This window comes from Deinococcus metallilatus (assembly GCF_004758605.1).
Taxonomy (GTDB): Bacteria; Deinococcota; Deinococci; order Deinococcales; family Deinococcaceae; genus Deinococcus; species Deinococcus metallilatus.
The window spans coordinates 1,460,485-1,476,724 of record NZ_CP038512.1; the positions used below are offsets into that span (position 1 = coordinate 1,460,485).

Consider the following 16,240-nt stretch of genomic DNA (forward strand, 5'->3'; position numbering starts at 1 on the left):
GGGCGCATGAAAGCCCTCAGCGCGGCCTGAATGCCTGCCCCCTCGCTACCCCGGCAACCGCAGCACGCCTTCCAGCGCGGCGTAGGCGTCGGGCCGCGCGAGGAAGACCAGCTCGTCGTCGGCGGTGAGGCGCAGTTCGGGGCGGGGGAGACGAACGGCGCCGTCGCGGACGATGCCCACGACCTCCACGCCCGGTGGCAGCGCCAGGACCGACAGGCGCGCGCCAAGCCAGCCGGGCGGCACGGCGCGGCGGTACAGTTCCTGTTCGGAGGCGAGCGGGGCGGGGCCGCCCTCCTCGGCGGGGGAAGGCGCGTGCAGGGGCGTGGCGGGCACTGCCGGGGCGCGGCGGGGGACGAAGCGCACGCCGTCGGGCAGCAGCGGCACACCTGCGTGAACGGCACTGGCAGCGCGTGAGCGGGCCTGTCCCGGCAGCAGCCCCGACTCCCCGCTCAGCACGTGCGCGAGGCCCGCCGTGAGCAGCGCGGCAGGCAGCAGGGCGTCCCCCCCCCAGGCAACGGCCAGCAGCGCCGCCGCGACCGGGGCATTCAGCGTGACAGTCAGGAAGGCGACGGCACCGATCAGGGTGGCGACGGTCGGGTCCACGCCCAGCAGGGCGCCCAGCCCCGCCCCGAGCAGGCCCCCCACACCGACCGAAGGCAGCACGCCCCCCCCAAACGCCAGCCGCGCGCCGAGGGCCAGCAGCAGCCAGCGCCACGCACCCGCCCCCAGGGCTTCCGGCCCCAGAAACCCCGACAGGCCCAGTTGCACCCAGCCTGACCCGTCCCCCAGCACGGCGGGAGTACTCCACACCGCGAGCGCCGCCGTGAGCAGCCCGAACGCCCCGCCCGCCACGGGCCGCCAGGAGCCGCTCGTCCACGTCTCCGGAATCACCCGGCAGGCGAGGAGAGAGGCCCACCCGGCCAGCGTGACCGCCAGCGCCACGCCCAGGAAGGCCGGGGCCTGCGCGAGGGCGGGCACGGGCAGCGCCTCCACGCTGAACAGCGGCATGAACCCGAAGGCCGCGCCATAGACGGCGTACCCGGTGACTGCGGCCAGCACGCAGGGCATCAGCACCTCGAACTCGAACTCGAAGCGTCGGTACAGCACCTCCGCAATTAGGACGGCGGCGGCGAGCGGCGCGTGCAGCACCGCCCCCAGTCCCGCCGCGGCCCCCGCCAGCGTGAGCGTGCGGCTTTCCACCGCGTCCAGCCGCGTCGCCTGACGCAAGAGCCGCGTGCCCAGTTGCCCGACCAGTGTGAAGGGCGCGTCCCGGCCCACCAGAAGGCCCGAGCCGTAGCCGAGCAGCGTGGCCGCCAGCGTCCGCCCCTGCACCGCCATGCCCGGCCACTGCCCCCGCGCGTGGTAGCCGCCCACCAGTTGGGCGAGCGGGTCGCCAGCTTCCCTCGGCACCAGCCAGGCATACGCCGCCCCGACCACCGGCAGCGCCAGCAGGCCCCAGGGCAGCGCCGTGCCAAAGGCCATCAGCAGGCCGCCCTCACCCGGCGTGCCGGGGGGCGAGTATCCAGTCACCTGCGCGCCCAGCTCCAGCAGCAGGTCCAGCCCCAGCCGCAGCAGGATGCAGAGGCCTCCCACCAGCGCTCCCAGCAGCACGCTCAGCACCACCAGTCGTCCGGTTTCCAGGCGAGTCAGGACAGCGCGGGGCAGCGGAGAACGCATCGGGGAGCATGGTAGCAGGGAGGGGGGAGGGATTAGGCGCTAGGGCTTTTGGGAAGGAGAGCGGAGGTGCTTACTGGCTTGAACAAAAGCCCAGAGGATTGACCGGACGCAAGGGCGGACTCACAGAACTGCTGGCAGAGGCGCAAGAAGTCGTGTGAAAGATTTGGGCGGTCGTACTCGTCAGGCAGGCTGGGTCAGGGAGTTTACGGCACACCGGTTCTTCGGCAGGAGTCCAGGTAGGGGTATTGCGCGACGTAGCGCTCTGGTGTGGAGTTCGCGGTGAGGACGTGCCGACGAGGATCAAGGGTGACTCGAACGGCCAGGCGTGGAGCCACGTCGAGGAGTGGCACGAGGTCCCGCCTGACGTTATGGGCGAGCGGCGGTTGATTCGTGAACACGGCCGCCCAGCCGCTTTGCGCCCCACCACTGGCATAGACCGCCTTGCCCGTGAAGTCCAGTCGTATGCAGTCGGCAAAATCAATGATGTTGTGGTCTGGATCGAACTGAGGGTACCAGAAGAGCTTGGCACTGTCGTTCACCCCGATGTAGGGCACCCCGTCGAACCAGCGGAGGGTGACCTGACCGTTGGGGTGCCCATTGACCTGCACCGTGTAAGCCGTCGTGATGTTGGCAGCGGGTGCCGTGGACAGGAGCAGGAAGCCAATGAGGGCTATGCCTTTTGATCGCCTCATTTTCAACGCTGTCCTTTTCCGCATCGCGTAAGTCCTCACCGCGCTCCTACTTCAAACGCCGCCGCGTCCTCTCCCGGCAAACTGAGGTGCAGCCACCCCCCGCTCACGCTGAGCTTGGCGTCCTGTCCCGTGAAGAGACTGCGGGTGACGGCCTGCGGGTCAGCCTTCAGGTCCAGGGCACTCAGGCGGACGCTGTAGGTCTTTCTGGCCTTGCCGTTATGCCAGGCGACCAGCACGCGCTCGCCCCCAGCCTCGCGGGTGAAGAGCAGCAGGTCGTCTTCCAGGCGGGTGGGCGTGGGCAGCAGTTTCTGGGTGCCGACACTGAGGGCGCGGCTGGCCTTGCGGACGGCGATGGCGTCACGGGCCGTCTCGAAGACCTGGCGCTCGGCGGGGGTCCACTCGTTCTCGAAGCGCATGTCGCGGCGGTTGTCGGGGTCGGGGCCGCCGCGCAGGGCGATCTCGGTGCCCTGCCAGATCACCGGCACGCCCCTGAGGGTCATCAAGGCGCGCAAGCCGTAGCGGGTGCGGGTTTGGGCCTGATCTTCGAACAGGCTGCCCTGGGCAAAGCGCGGAATGTCGTGGTTGTCCAGAAAGAGCGCCACCTCGCCGGGTCGGGGCAGTTCGTCCTGGCGGGCCAGCACGCTCGCCACCCGGCCCAGGCCCTGCCCGCCCATGATGCTCTGCTGCATAGCTGCTTGCAGACTGAAGAGGAAGAGGCTGTCGAGTCCCGCCCGCTGCCAGTCGGCCACCGTGCCCGTATCCGCCCCGTACCACTCGCCCAGTGTCCACGTCCCGGCGGCGCGGTCGCGGGCCAGCAGCTCTTTCAGGAACGGTGCCTCCACGTGCTTGATCGCGTCGTAGCGGAAACCGTCCACCCCCTGCTGCCGCCAGAAGTCGGCGTTGCCGCGCAGCAGCGTCCGCACCTCCGGATTCGACTGCTTCAGGTCCGGCAGGCCCGCCAGTGGACAGTCCACGTCCTTGTTTTTCTTGGCGTCACATTCGGCTTTTCCGTTGAACCACGCCGGATGTTCCTTCACCGCCGCCGCCTCGTAGCCGTAATGGTTGATGACCTGATCCAGCACGACGCGCATCTTTGCCCCGTGCGCTGCCTTCACGAAGCCGTCAAAGTCCGCCAGCGTCCCGAAGTGCGGGTCCACGTCGCGGAAGTCGGCGGGCCAGTAGCCGTGATAGGGCGCGGTGTCAAAACTGTTCGCCGCCTGCTGCCGGTAGATCGGCGTGAGCCAGACCGCTGTCGCCCCAAGTTTCTGAATGTAGGGCAGCTTGGCGGTCAGCCCCGCCAGGTCGCCGCCGTGCCAGGCGCGCGGATCGGCCCGGTTCACGCCCGCGTCGTTCGCCGCATTTCCGTCCGCGAACCGGTCGGGCATCACCTGATAGAGCACCTGGCCCTCGAAGGAGGGGAGGGCCGGTGAAGCCTGCGCGCCCGCCAGCGAGGCGAGCAGCGCGGCGAGGAGGGGGAGGCGGCGCATGGGGGACATGGTAGGGGGAGAGAACTTCTTGCGCTTCAGCTTAAGCTTTCCTTCTGCTCCCCGCTCCCTGCCCTCCGCTACCATCCGGTATGTCTGACCTCACCCGGCTTCCTCACCGCCTCGACCCGGCAAAACAGAGCTGCCGGGCGATCATTGAGACGCCCAAGGGTAGACGCAGCAAATTCGACTACGACCCGGAGTCCGGGCTGTTCGAGCTGGGCGGCCTGCTGGCCGAGGGGATGACCTTTCCGCTGGATTTCGGCTTCGTGCCCTCGACGCTGGGCGGCGACGGCGACCCGCTGGACGTGCTGGTTCTCACGGACGAGCCGACCTTTCCGGGCTGCCTGCTGACCGTGCGCCTGCTGGGTGTGATCGAGGCCGAGCAGACCGAGGAGGGCAAGACCGAGCGCAATGACCGCCTGCTCGCGTTGGCCGAGTCGTCTTTCCTGTACGAGAAGGTCAGGGATGTGGAGGGGCTGCCGGGCCGCGTGGTGGAGCAGCTCCAGCAGTTTTTCGTCAACTACAACGCCGCCAAGGGCAAGCAGTTCAAGGTGCTGGCCGTGCGCGGCCCCGAGCGGGCGGCGGAACTCGTACAGGAAGGCAGCGAGGCGCTCCGCCGCAAGCAGGCCGGGCAGTAGTCAGCCGGTATTTCTCACCCCCGCCGCGATCCCCTGGAGGCTGAGCAGCAGGGGTCGCTCGTACTCGTCCAGGCCGCCTTCGGCGCTGCGGGCGCGGTGCAGCAGTTCGACCTGAATACGGTGGATCGGGTCGATGTAGGGATTGCGGAGCTTGATGCTCTCGCGCAGGCGGGGTTCGTTTGCCAGCAGTTCCGCGCCGACCGCCTCCTGCACCAGCCGCACCGTCTCGTCGTAGGCCGCCCGGAGCTGCCCGGCCAGGCGGTGTTCGCCCGAGAGGCGCAGGTACTCCGCGAAGATCAGGAAGTCACTCTTGGCGAGGCTCATCTGCGCGTTGTCCAGCACCGTGCGGAAAAAGGGCCACTGGGCGTACATCTGCCGCGCGAGGTCGGGGCCGATTTCGCGCAGGCCTTCCGCGAGGCCGTACCAGCCGGGCAGATTGGCGCGGTTCTGGGTCCAGCTCATCACCCAGGGAATCGCGCGCAGGTTGCCCAGGGAGGGCGCCCCCGGACGGCGGACGGGCCGCGAGGCGATGTTCAGGCGGGCGATCTCGTGGATGGGCGTGACCGCCTCGAAGAAGGGCAGGAAGTCGGGGTCGTGGACCAGGGCGCGGTAGGCGGCAGCACTCGCCTCTGCGGCGCGGGTCATGGCTGAAGTCCACTCGGCGGGCGGATTCCCGGCGGGGCGGGCGGCGGCCAGCAGCAGGCCGTAGAGCGCCTGTTCCAGATTGCGCCGCGCCAGGACCGGGTGACTGTACTTGTCTGCCAGTGCCTCGCCCTGTTCGGTGATGCGGAGGCCCGCGTCAATCGTCCCGGCAGGTTGTCCCAGGATCGCCCGCGACGCCGGGCCGCCCCCCCGCCCGATGGAGGTGCCGCGCCCGTGGAAGAAGCGCCAGGGGATGCCCGCGCGGCGGCACACGTCGCTGATCTTGCGCTGGGCCTCATGGAGCGCCCAGTTGGCGGCCAGAAAGCCCGCGTCCTTGTTGGAGTCGCTGTAGCCCAGCATGATCTCCTGCACGTCGCCGCCCAGCACCGCGCGGTATTCGGGCACGCTCAGCAGCTCCCACACGATCTGCGGCGCGCGTTCGAGGTCGTCCAGCGTCTCGAAGAGGGGCACCGGCAGAATGCGGAAGCCGACCTCGCGCGCCAGCAGCAGCGGCTCCAGCACGTCGGAGACGCTCTCGCTCATGCTGATGATGTACCGCCCGAAGGCGCGCGGCCCGCTGACCCGGGTGGCCGCCTGCACCTCGCGGATGGGGCCGATAGCCGCTTCCAGCTCCTCCGGCAGCGCCTCCCCGGCGGGCCACAGCGGGCGGCGGGAGCGCAGTTCGCGGGTCAGCACGTCCAGCTTGGCGTGTTCGGGGAGGTTCAGGTAATCCGGCTCCACGCCCGCCTCGGCCAGCAGCCGCGCGACCGCCGCGCCCGTCTGCGCGCTGTGTTCGCGGAGGTCCAGGCTGACGAGGTGCTGCCCGAACACCCGCGCGAACGTCAGCAGCGGCGTGAGCAGCAGGTCCGCGCTGCGGTGCTGGCCGTCGGCGTACAGGCGGGTCTTCAGGGCCTCCAGCCGGGGAACGAGGTCCACCGGCTCGCCGTCGCGGATGGCGTTGTGGAGTTCGCGCAGTTCCAGCCGGTAAGCTTCCTGCCCGTCCTCCCCCGGCTGGCCCTCCTCCTGGCTGAGGTCGGTGTAGGCCTGCCGCACCGCCGCCAGCAGCAGCTCGCGCGCCCGTTCGCGGTGCAGGGCCAGCGTCTCGCGGGTCGCTTCCGGTGTCACGAAGGGGTTGCCGTCGCGGTCCCCGCCCATCCATGAACTGAAGGAGAGGGGCAGCCTTGAGTCCGTCTCGCGCCCATACACCTGCTGGAAGGCCCGCGCGAGGTCGCGTTGCAGCTCCGGTAAGGCCTGCGCGATGGAGGCGATATAGGTCAGCCCGCCCTTCACCTCGTCCAGCACCGTGGGCTTGAGGCGGCGCAGCTCGGGCGTGCTCCACATCGCCTCGACGTGCGCGGCCACCCGCTCCAGCCCTTCGCCGTCCAGATCGGGAATGTCCCGCGCGACCTCCACCAGATGATTCCGGACGGTGCGGCGGCGCATCTCGGTCGGGTGCGCGGTGAAGGTGAGGCCCAGGTCCAGCCGGGCGAGCAGGGCCTCGGCCTCCTCGGCGCTCACGCCCTGCGCCCTGAGCTCGCTGAGGGCCTGCTCGATGCTCTGCGGGCGCACCCCGCGCGTCTGTGACAGCACCCGCACCCGCTCGTACTCCTCGGCCAGGTTCACCAGTTGGAAGTACCAGGTAAAGGCCCGCACCAGATTCTCGGCGGTCCGCTCGTCCAGGTCGGAGAGCAGGCGCCGCAGCTCCGTGTCGTCCCCCCCGGCGCGCACCTCGCGCACCAGCGCCCGCGTGCGCTCCACCAGATCGAAGAAGCACTCGCCCTCCTGCTCCCTGAGCACCTGCCCCAGCGTGCGCCCCAGCACGTTCACGTCACTGCTCAGCCCCATGTCTCTAGGCCTCCTCGGCGTAACGGTAGCGCTCCACGCTCAAGGCGCGGTTGCCCTCTATCTGGACAATCACCCCGTTCAACTCCGCCGGACCGCCCGCCACCGTGAAGCGGTGAGGCCGCTCGGTCAGGAATTTCTGGATGGGACCCTCCGGCGCCGCCCCGATGATGCTGTTCACCGGGCCGGTGAAGCCCACGTCGGTCTGGAAGGCGGTCCCACCCGGCAGAATCCGGGTGTCGGCGGTCGGGACGTGCGTGTGCGTGCCGATCACGGCGGCCACCCGCCCGTCCACGTGCCACGCCAGCGCCGCCTTCTCGCTGGTCGCCTCGGCGTGGAAGTCCACGAAGACGTTTCCCAGGTCGGGGCGGCCCAGCAGGTCGTCCAGCGTCAGAAAGGGATTGGCGACCGGCTCCATGAAGACGCGGCCCAGCAGGTTCACGACGGTCAGCCTTTCCCCCTTCAACGTGAAGGTCCGCCAGCCCACGCCGGGCGTGCCGGGGTCACTGGAGTTCAGGGGCCGCACGATGGGATACCTTTCCTCGTCCAGCATCAGCGCGTACACGTCCTTGTGGTGCCAGGCGTGGTTCCCCAGGGTGATGCAGTCGGCGCCTGCTCGCAAGATCGCTTCGGCGGCTTCCCGGTGCAGGCCGAAGCCCCCGGCGGCGTTCTCGCCGTTCACGATCACGAAGTCGAACTGGGGACGGAGGGTCGGCAGATGGGCGCTCAGCACCCGGCGGCCCGGTTGCCCGTACACGTCTCCCACAAACAGCACGCGAAGCATGCCCCCACCTTAACGTGAGGAAATGTGAGGGCCACACCCAGTCCCGGAACCGTACAGCCGGAAAGGGAAGAGAACCTGCGCGTCTTTACGCGCGGCGGGCGGTCCTCATCCCCATCACGCTCTGCTCACAGGCTGCCGGTTACGCTGTGGCCCATGTTCTCTGGCTCCCCTGTGTCCCGGTGCGCCTCTTCCCCTGACGGGTCGGCTCTCTGGTGGACACGTGGCTGAGGAGCCGGACCAGCTCGCCACGCCGCCCGCCCGGCCCGGTCCTGGCCCCAGCCGTCTGCTGGCCGAGGTGATGTGCACTGCGGGAGAGCGGCGCCAGACCACGCCTGCGGGCTGGGAAGCGGAACTCGGGTCGCCCGCTGCCCTGGAGACGCTCGTTCACCTGCTGGCGGTCAGCCAGGAGGGCTGGCAGGCAGGGCACATCAACCGCGTCGAGTACCTCGCCGTGCGCCTGGCCGCGGCGGCGGGCCTCCCGCCCGAGGAGGTGGAGGCGGTCCGCTGGGGGGCCGCGCTGCATGACATCGGCAAGGCGCGGGTGCCCCGGGAAATCCTCCAGAAACCCGGTCCCCTCGATCCGCCCGAGTACGCGGTGATCCTCCAGCATCCGGTGTGGGGCGTGGAACTGCTGGCCGACCTGCCGTGCCTGCCCCTGCCGACGGTGGACGCCGTCTGCTGTCACCACGAACGCTGGGACGGCGCGGGCTATCCGCTGGGCCTCCAGCAGCAGGCCATCCCGCTGAGTGCCCGCATCGTCAGCGTCGCGGACGTGTTTGACGCGCTCACCAGCACCCGGCCCTACAAGGCGGCCTGGAGTTGCGAGAAAGCGGCCCTGTACCTGCTCGAACAGGGCGGGCAGCAGTTCGACCCCCACCTGACGCACCTCTTTGTCGTCGAGGTGCTGGGTCTGGGACAACTGGCGGGCCACGGAGGCGACCCGGCCCGCCAGTAGGGCTGCCTCCCTGCCCGGCACCCCGGACAGGAGGCTCCACTCAGGTACTCAGGGAGAGGTCACTTCAGATAGGGGGCGAAGCGGGCGAGGGTGGCCGCGTCGGGCTTCGGGTTGGCCCGCAACAGGCGGTTGCCGCTGAAGGTCAGCAGCAGGGACTCGCCCGCCCTGCCCTGGATGGCGGGTTGCGGCGGCAACTGGTACTGGTAAGGGCCGCTCAGGACGGCCTGCGCCGTGGTGGCGTCGAAGGCCAGCGCCGCCCCGCTCAGGGCGGGGGCCTGGGCCTTCACGCCGCCGAGCGCACTCACGAAGCCGGTCTTCAGGTGCAGCACGAGGCGGCTCGCCCGGAGGTCCTTCAGCCGCGCGTCCGTGTAGGTCACGCCGCCCGAGGCCGTGACGGTGCCCCGCTTCAGGTCGTAGGTGACGTTCGACGCGCGCAGGCTGCCGCCCTGGCGGGTGGTCAGGGTCGCGTCCTGTGCGTTCAGGAGGTCGCCGGGCTTGAGCTGGATGTGCGCGGCGCTGAGCCGCAGCCCGGTGCGCGCGTCGGTGGCGGTGCCGCCCTGGGGGAGATCGGTCGTCCCCGTCTCCAGGTTCAGGTTCTGGGGACCCCGGGGCGTCACGTTCAGCCCGCCAAAGGTCACGGCGCTCCCCGCCCCCAGCGTCAGCGAGGCGAGCAGCGAGAGGAGCAGACGGTGCATGTGCCCCACCCTAGCGCCCGTCCGCTGAGGGGCGTGAGCGCCGCCGTCAGGTCCACTTCAGCTCGGGCGTGTCACCCTCTCAGGGCGTGTCATCCGCCTGACGGGGCCGGAGCGGTACACTTCGGCGCAGTGAAGCGCCTCCTTCTCCTCCTGCTGCTCGCGGCCTCCACGGCGACGGCCGCCCCCCGCGTCGGCACGCACGACGGCTACACACGGGTCGTGTTCGACCTGCCGCGCCCCGCTTCCGCCAGCACCCGGGTCACCGGCCAGAGCGTGACCGTCAAGCTGGGCCTGACCCTTCCCGCCGAGCAGGGACGGCTGAGCGCGCCCGGCGTCACCGCCTACGCGGTCGCGGGCGGCACGGTGACCGTCACGCTGGCCCGGGGGCATGCGGGGGCCCGGGTGCAGGTGATCCCCCCCAAAGACGGCCAGTCCGCCCGGCTGGTGATCGACGTGCCCACCAGTGCCGCCGCTGCGCGCGTGCCCGCCACACCGGTCCGCAGCCCGGCTCCCCCGGCCGCCGTGACCCGGCCCGCCAGCACGGCCAACCTGGCCCGCCCGCGCGTGGTGCTGGACCCCGGCCACGGCGGCGTGGACCCCGGGATGCAGAGCCGCTGGGTGCAGGAACATGCGGTGACGCTCGACGTGGCCCTGCGCGTCCGCGATGTGCTCCGTCAGCACGGCGTGGACGTGGTGATGACCCGCGAAACGAACACCGACCTCAGCGCGGACAAGGCGACCGACCTCGACCTGCGCTCCAAGATGGCCACGAACGACAAGACCAGCGCCTACGTCAGCATCCACGTGAATGCCTCGACCGACCCCGCCGGGCAGGGGATCGAGACGTACTACTTCGGGCAGCCGCTGGGGGGCGGGAGCCGCAGCGTCGCCGTCACCGAGAACGGCGGTGGCAGCATCGGCCAGGAACTCACGCGCCGCGCCGCCGACCGGGCGCAGAGCCAGCTCGGTGACCTGCTCGCCCAGGCCAAGCTTGCCTTCTCGCGCCAGCTCGCGCAGAAGGTCCAGGCCCACCTGGTCAGCGCCACCGGCGCGTTCAACCGCGGTGTCCAGACCGACGCCTTCTACGTGATCCGCTATCCCACCACCCCTGCCATCCTGATCGAGATCGGCTTCGGCTCCAGCCCGGTCGAGGGTCCCAAGCTCGCCCAGCCCGCCTACCGTGACCGGGTCGCTCAGGCGATTGCCCGGGCGATTCTGGAGTTTCTGAACAGGGAGTAAGCCTGTGGCTCGTGGCTTGTAGAGCGGAAGCAAACGCTTGAGCATCCGCTTGCTACAGGCGACAGGCCACAAGCGACAAGCCTATCGCCTCTTCTTCACCGTCCACGCCTGCTCGCTCACGCCTGCCTGCTGGTTCGCGGCGCGGGCCATCACGAACAGCAGGTCCGAGACGCGGTTGAGGTAGACCTGCACGTGGGGATTGATCTCCTCCTCCTGCGCCAGCCGGATCACCTCGCGTTCGGCGCGGCGGGCGACCGTGCGGGCGAGTTGCAGGGCGGCGGCGGTGGGCGTACCGCCGGGATGTACGAAGCCGGTAAAGGGCGGGGCGTGCTCCTGGTAGCGGTCGATCATCGCCTCCAGAAAGGCGCTGTCCTCGGCGTCGATGCGGCTGAGATTCTTCGCGTAGGGGCTGTCCTGCCGGGTGGCGAGGTCGGCCCCCAGGTCGAAGAGCGCGTTCTGGAGGTACTCCAGGTCGGCGTCCAGCGCGGTGTCCGGCTGGCCGCCCTGCGCGTTGTGCGCCCGCGCGAGGCCGATCACGCTGTTCAGTTCGTCCACCGTGCCGTATGCCTCGACGCGCGGATGCGCCTTGCTGACCCGGTCCGCGCCGTACAGGCCCGTCGAGCCTTTGTCTCCCGTTCGGGTGTAGAGCTTCATAGGGGAAGGATAGTGCGTGGGAGGCGGGGCGCGGTCCGCGGGAAAAGATGAGCCTTTCCTGCGGACCGCGTATCGCTTCCCTACACCCGACCCGTCCGCTCCGTCAGTTCCCGCAGCCGGGCGGCGAGGTCGGGGCGCAGGTCTGCCGCCGGGTAACGCCAGGTCCAGTTGTGGGGGCCGGTGGTGCCGGGGAAGTTCATGCGGGCCTCGCTGCCGAGGTTCAGGAGGTCCTGGAGGGGCACGACGGCCAGGTTGGCGCGGCTCCCCAGGGCCATCTCGGTGAGCTGCCAGGCGAAGGTTTCCTCGGTGGGGTCGCTGTGGGTGTACAGGCGGAAGTTGCGCCGTTCCTGCTCGTCGGCGTGCTGCCACCAGCCGCGGGAGGTGTCGTTGTCGTGCGTGCCGGTGTACACGACCTGATTCGCCCGCAGGTTGTGGGGCAAGAAGTCGTTCACGCTGAAGTCGCCGCCGCCGAAGGCGAATTGCAGCACGGCCATTCCCGGCAGCCCGAAGTCGTCGCGCAGCTTCTCCACGTCCGGCGTGATGACGCCCAGGTCCTCCGCGATGATCGGCATGTCGCCCAGCGCCCGCTGCACAGCCTCCAGCAGCGCGTGGCCCGGCGCGGGCACCCAGCGGCCATGAATCGCCGTCTCGGCGGGAAAGGGAATTTCCCAGTAGGCCGCGAAGCCCCGGAAGTGGTCGATGCGGATGATGTCGTACAGCTTCAGGCTGCCCCGGAACCGCTCGATCCACCAGCGGAAGCCGTCCTGCTCCATCACGTCCCAGCGGTAAAGGGGATTGCCCCAGAGCTGCCCGGTCGCGCTGAAGTAGTCCGGCGGCACGCCCGCGACCACGGTCGGCTGGCCCTGGTCGTCGAAGAAGAACTGCTCGCGGTTGGCCCAGGCGTCGCTGGAATCCATCGCCACGAAAATCGGGATGTCCCCGATCACCTGCACGCCCCGCTCACGGGCATACTCGCGCAGCGCCCGCCACTGCCGGAAGAAGAGGAACTGGATGAACTTCACGCGCTCGGTGGTGGGCGCGAGCTGCTCACGCGCCCTCGCCAGCGCCTCCGGCTCCCGGTCGCGGGTGCCCGGTTCCCAGGCGTTCCAGGGCAGGCCGCCGTGCGCGTCCTTGAGCGCCATGAAGAGGGCGTAATCGTCCAGCCAGTCGGCCTCGTCCGCCTGGAACGCCTCGAAGTTGGCCTTCAGGTGCGCCCCCGCCCCGGCCGCGAAATGGGCGTAGGCGCGGTTCAGCATCTGCGTGCGCCACACATACTGCAACCCGAAGTCCACCCGCCCGGCCTCGAAGACCGGGACGGCGTCGAAGTCGCTGTCTTGCAGCAGCCCCTCTTCCCGCAGTGTGGTCAGGTCGATCAGATAAGGGTTGCCCGCGAAGGCGCTGAACGCCTGATAGGGGCTGTCGCCGTACCCGGTCGGGCCGAGCGGCATGACCTGCCACGACTGCTGCCCGGCCTGGGCCAGCCAGTCCACAAAGTGCCGGGCGTGCGCCCCGAGTTCCCCGATGCCGTAGGGACCCGGAAGGCTGGTGGGATGCAGCAGCACGCCGCTGGAACGCTGGGTGATCATCTGGGAAGCCTCCGTTGTTGGGCGAGAGATGGGCTGGAAGTGTTTCCAGTTTGTGGCCTGCATTGTAACGGGGGAGGGATTAGGAGTTAGGCGTTAGGGAAAGGCTCGATCCCCTTCTCATACCTTGGGATTGACGCGAAACCTCTGTTTTTGGTGGAGTTGGAGAGGACGGGTTTCTGGGACGTGGTGAGGGCAAGCTGCGTTTGCCACCCCTCTGCAAGAAGCTCTACGAGTCCCAGCCTCTCGCGGTGCGAGCTGTACCAGTCCCCCGGAAGGGGCTGGGTGATGCAGATAAGTCTCTCATGGGGGTTGCTGTTTCGTTCGGGCCGCGCTGGGACGGCGATGCCGTCCACTCCCCGCCCAGCCTCCCCCCCAAGGGGGGAGGGGCAAAACAGCCCCATACGCTCTCGTCTTCTGAATCGCGTCCGTCCTGTCCTAACTCCTAAAAAAGGCGGAGCTTCCACCCCGCCCTCTTCATCCAACCGCGCTCAGTCGTACTTGACTTCCAGCACCTCGAACCGGGCCGTGCCCTTGGGGAGCTGGACCATCACGGTTTCGCCGGGGCGTTTGCCGCTGAGGGCCTGGCCGATGGGGCTGGCGTCACTGATCTTGCCCTTCAGCACGTCCACCTCGTAGGTGCCGACCAGTTCGAAGCGGTGTTCCTTGCCCTTCTCGTCGCGGACCAGTATTCGTGCGCCCAGGCCCGCCGCGCCGGAGGTGTCCTCGGCGACGATCACGGCGCGTTCCAGTTGGTCTTCCAGCTCGATGATGCGCGCCTCGTTCTCGCTCTGCTGCATCCGGGCCTCGTCGTAGGCGGCGCTCTCGCGCAGGTCGCCGTCAGCGATGGCGGAGCCCATGTAGGCGCTGATCTGCTCGCGGCGTTCGTTCTTCAGGTAATCCAGCGTTTCGCGCAGCTTGTCATGGCCGCGTTGCGTCATGGGAATGCGTGCCTTCGTCATGGCGGCCCAGTATAGGGCAGCGGGGCAGGCCGCGGTTCAGGAGAGGAAGCCCGCGCGGGTGATCATCAGCCGCAGTTCGTGTGGGCTGGTGGCGTGGTCCAGCGCCTCCTCCAGCGTGATCAGGTGGTGGCGGTAGAGCTGGACGAGGTGCTGGTCGAAGGTCTGCATCCCGCGAATGTTGTCCTCGATCAGCGCGTCCTTGATCAGCGGGGTCTTTTCCTCGTCCCGGATGTAGTCCTGCACCAGCGGCGTGTTCAGCAGCACCTCGGTGCCCAGCACCCGGCCCACCCCGTCCGCCCGGCGCAGCAGGCGCTGGCTGAGGATGCCGACCAGCGACTCGGCGAGTTGCAGACGAATCTGGGGGCGCTCGTAGGGCGGGAAGAAGTCGATGATGCGGTTCACGCTGCGGACCGCGTCCTGGGTGTGCAGCGTACTCAGCACCAGATGCCCGGTCTGCGCGGCGGAGAGGGCCGCCTCGACCGTTTCCTTGTCGCGCATCTCCCCGATCATGATCACGTCGGGGTCCTGGCGCAGGGCGTATTTGAGGGCCGTGCGAAAGTCGCGGGTGTCCGAGCCGACCTCGCGCTGCACGACCAGGCTCTTGCCGTTCTTGTGCAGGAACTCGATGGGGTCTTCGATGGTGATGATGTTGTGCGCGTAGGTCCGGTTGATGTGGTCGATCAGGGCCGCGAGCGTGGTGCTCTTGCCGGAGCCGGTGGGGCCGGAGATCAGCACCAGCCCGCGTGAGGCCGCCGCGAAGCCGCGCAGAACGTCGGTGGGCAGGCCGAGCGTCTCGAAACTGGGGATGCCGTCCGCCACGGCCCGCATCACGATCCCGACCGCGCCGCGCTGCCGGAAGACATTGCAGCGGAAGCGCCCCAGGCCGGGCACGCTGTAGGCGAGGTCCAGTTCGTTGCGGTACTCGAAGTCTTCCCACTGCTCCGGGCTCAGGAGCGCCCGCGCCAGCGCGACCGTATCGGACGGCGTCAGCGCCTGGGTTCCGAAGGGCAGCAGGCTGCCGTCCACCCGGCCCATCGGCGGACTCCCCACCTGGAGATGCACGTCTGATGCGCGGCGGGTGATGACCTCGCGCAGCAGCTCGTCGAGGGTCAAGCGTCCTCTCCCCCCGTCCACCGTTCCTCGGCCCACAGGGGCACGTTGTCGATCAGCCGGACGCCGAACATCCGGGCGGCCACCAGCACGCGCGTCATGGGATCATTCTCCACGCGCTCTCTTTCGCGCATGTCACTGTCCACGACCGTCAGGTAGTCGGGCCGGACCTCCGGGTCCCGCGCCAGCACCTCCAGGCCCGCCTGGACAAGCCGCGCCGTGTCGCGTTCGCCCGCGGCGGCCGCCTCCTGCACCGCCCACAGCGCGCGGGAGAGGACCACCGCCCGCTCCTGCTGCTCCGGCGTCAGGTAGCTGTTGCGGCTGCTGAGGGCCAGCCCCGACGCCGCGCGCACGGTGGGCACGCCCACGACCCGCACCGGCACGTTCAGGTCGCGCACCATCCGCCGCACCACCGCGAGCTGCTGCCAGTCCTTCTCCCCGAAGTACGCCCGCTCCGGCTGCACGATGTTCAGCAGCTTCAGCACCACCGTCGAGACACCGTCGAAGTGGCCGGGGCGCGCGTGGCCCTCGGGGGGGCCGGAAACGCCGCTCACCGTGACGGTCGTGGCGTAGCCATCCGGATACATCGTGGTCACCTCGGGATGAAACAGCAGGTCCGCGCCTGCCGCCCCCGCCACCGCCAGATCGCGGTCCAGGTCGCGTGGGTAGCGGCCGAGGTCCTCGTTCACGCCGAACTGCCTGGGGTTCACGAACACGCTGACCACGACCACATCGCACGCCGCCCGTGCCTGCCGGATCAGCGCGGCGTGCCCATCGTGCAGGTAGCCCATCGTGGGGACCAGGCCCACCCGGCCCGGCCCGGCCAGCGCCTCACGGACCTCCTCGGTGGTGGTGAGCACCCGCGGCGTCACGGCGACCTTCAACCGCGTCCCCCGTCCAGCCCCAGCGCGCCCACAATGGCGTCCAGCAGCCAACTGATGATGGTCAGGATCAGCGCGCCCACGATGGCCGCCCCGAAGCCCGCCACGTTCAGCGACGTCACGCTCGCCACCAGCCACAGCACCACGCCGTTCACCACCAGCGTGAAGAGGCCGAGCGTGAGCAGGTTGATCGGCAGGCTCAGCAGCAGCAGCACCGGCCGGATCAGCGCATTCACGATGCCCAGCACCAGCGCCGCGAGGATCACGCTCAGCGCGTCGGTGCCCGGCGCGAAGGACACGCCCGCGTACACCCGCGTCAGCAGGTACAGCGCCAGTGCGTTCACCAGGAGCCGAATCAGGAAGCCCATGTGCTGAGAATAAGCCTCCTGACCCGGAATG

Annotated in this window: 15 protein-coding genes; 3 read left to right on the top strand and 12 right to left on the bottom strand. The window is 69.5% G+C overall.

The genetic code is table 11. The annotated features are described in order from the left end of the window. Window positions 1-45: 45 nt before the first annotated feature. The 3 genes from E5F05_RS13030 to E5F05_RS13040 form a co-directional block, all read right to left on the bottom strand. Entirely contained in the window at window positions 46-1,677 is a 1,632-nt protein-coding gene (locus E5F05_RS13030; protein ID WP_129119049.1) for a chloride channel protein, read from the bottom strand. Between the two features lie 203 nt (window positions 1,678-1,880). Then, window positions 1,881-2,408: a hypothetical protein gene (locus tag E5F05_RS13035; protein WP_129119050.1), complete on the bottom strand. Its 528-nt coding sequence runs from the start codon at window positions 2,406-2,408 to the stop codon at window positions 1,881-1,883. After that, complete coding sequence (locus tag E5F05_RS13040) at window positions 2,405-3,856, bottom strand: alpha-amylase family glycosyl hydrolase (RefSeq protein WP_129119051.1); 1,452 nt, start codon at window positions 3,854-3,856, stop codon at window positions 2,405-2,407. Before E5F05_RS13040 ends, E5F05_RS13035 begins: the two co-directional genes overlap by 4 nt. 89 nt (window positions 3,857-3,945) lie before the next feature. Here E5F05_RS13040 and E5F05_RS13045 point away from each other — a divergent pair, with 89 nt between their 5' ends. Next, on the top strand, window positions 3,946-4,494 hold the full coding sequence (locus E5F05_RS13045) for an inorganic diphosphatase (RefSeq protein ID WP_129119052.1): 549 nt from the start codon (window positions 3,946-3,948) through the stop codon (window positions 4,492-4,494). Here the strand turns inward: E5F05_RS13045 and E5F05_RS13050 are convergent, their stop codons facing one another. Further along, the gene (locus E5F05_RS13050) at window positions 4,495-6,981 is read right to left on the bottom strand and encodes a phosphoenolpyruvate carboxylase (RefSeq protein ID WP_129119053.1); all 2,487 of its coding nucleotides are present in this window, start codon (window positions 6,979-6,981) and stop codon (window positions 4,495-4,497) included. A 4-nt stretch (window positions 6,982-6,985) separates the two neighbouring features. Next, a complete protein-coding gene (locus E5F05_RS13055) occupies window positions 6,986-7,762 on the bottom strand; it encodes a TIGR00282 family metallophosphoesterase (RefSeq protein WP_129119054.1) in 777 nt (258 codons plus the stop codon). Window positions 7,763-7,982: 220 nt separating this feature from the next. Here E5F05_RS13055 and E5F05_RS13060 point away from each other — a divergent pair, with 220 nt between their 5' ends. Next, window positions 7,983-8,717, top strand: a complete 735-nt coding sequence (locus E5F05_RS13060) for an HD-GYP domain-containing protein (protein WP_241687160.1) — start codon at window positions 7,983-7,985, stop codon at window positions 8,715-8,717. Between the two features lie 59 nt (window positions 8,718-8,776). On the opposite strand, the gene E5F05_RS13065 is transcribed toward E5F05_RS13060, so the two are convergent. Next, the gene (locus E5F05_RS13065) at window positions 8,777-9,412 is read right to left on the bottom strand and encodes a hypothetical protein (protein WP_129119055.1); all 636 of its coding nucleotides are present in this window, start codon (window positions 9,410-9,412) and stop codon (window positions 8,777-8,779) included. Window positions 9,413-9,541: 129 nt separating this feature from the next. On the opposite strand from E5F05_RS13065, the gene E5F05_RS13070 reads away from it, so the two are divergent. Beyond that, window positions 9,542-10,651 carry an N-acetylmuramoyl-L-alanine amidase family protein gene (locus E5F05_RS13070; RefSeq protein WP_129119056.1) on the top strand — a complete coding sequence of 370 codons (1,110 nt, stop codon included), beginning with the start codon at window positions 9,542-9,544 and terminating at the stop codon, window positions 10,649-10,651. An 81-nt stretch (window positions 10,652-10,732) separates the two neighbouring features. Here E5F05_RS13070 and E5F05_RS13075 read toward each other — a convergent pair whose 3' ends face one another. From E5F05_RS13075 to E5F05_RS13100, 6 genes are all read right to left on the bottom strand, one after another. Then, window positions 10,733-11,305 carry a cob(I)yrinic acid a,c-diamide adenosyltransferase gene (locus tag E5F05_RS13075; RefSeq protein WP_129119057.1) on the bottom strand — a complete coding sequence of 191 codons (573 nt, stop codon included), beginning with the start codon at window positions 11,303-11,305 and terminating at the stop codon, window positions 10,733-10,735. A gap of 80 nt (window positions 11,306-11,385) precedes the next feature. Then, the gene (gene malQ, locus E5F05_RS13080) at window positions 11,386-12,891 is read right to left on the bottom strand and encodes a 4-alpha-glucanotransferase (protein WP_129119058.1); all 1,506 of its coding nucleotides are present in this window, start codon (window positions 12,889-12,891) and stop codon (window positions 11,386-11,388) included. Window positions 12,892-13,379: 488 nt separating this feature from the next. After that, window positions 13,380-13,850 (bottom strand): transcription elongation factor GreA, encoded by a 471-nt coding sequence (locus tag E5F05_RS13085; RefSeq protein WP_129119059.1) that lies wholly within the window; start codon window positions 13,848-13,850, stop codon window positions 13,380-13,382. Window positions 13,851-13,886: 36 nt separating this feature from the next. Then, entirely contained in the window at window positions 13,887-14,963 is a 1,077-nt protein-coding gene (locus E5F05_RS13090; protein ID WP_129119060.1) for a type IV pilus twitching motility protein PilT, read from the bottom strand. Next, the gene (gene panC, locus E5F05_RS13095; RefSeq protein WP_129119061.1) at window positions 14,960-15,832 is read right to left on the bottom strand and encodes a pantoate--beta-alanine ligase; all 873 of its coding nucleotides are present in this window, start codon (window positions 15,830-15,832) and stop codon (window positions 14,960-14,962) included. Before panC ends, E5F05_RS13090 begins: the two co-directional genes overlap by 4 nt. A gap of 8 nt (window positions 15,833-15,840) precedes the next feature. Next, a complete protein-coding gene (locus tag E5F05_RS13100) occupies window positions 15,841-16,209 on the bottom strand; it encodes a phage holin family protein (RefSeq protein ID WP_129119062.1) in 369 nt (122 codons plus the stop codon). Window positions 16,210-16,240: the final 31 nt, after the last annotated feature.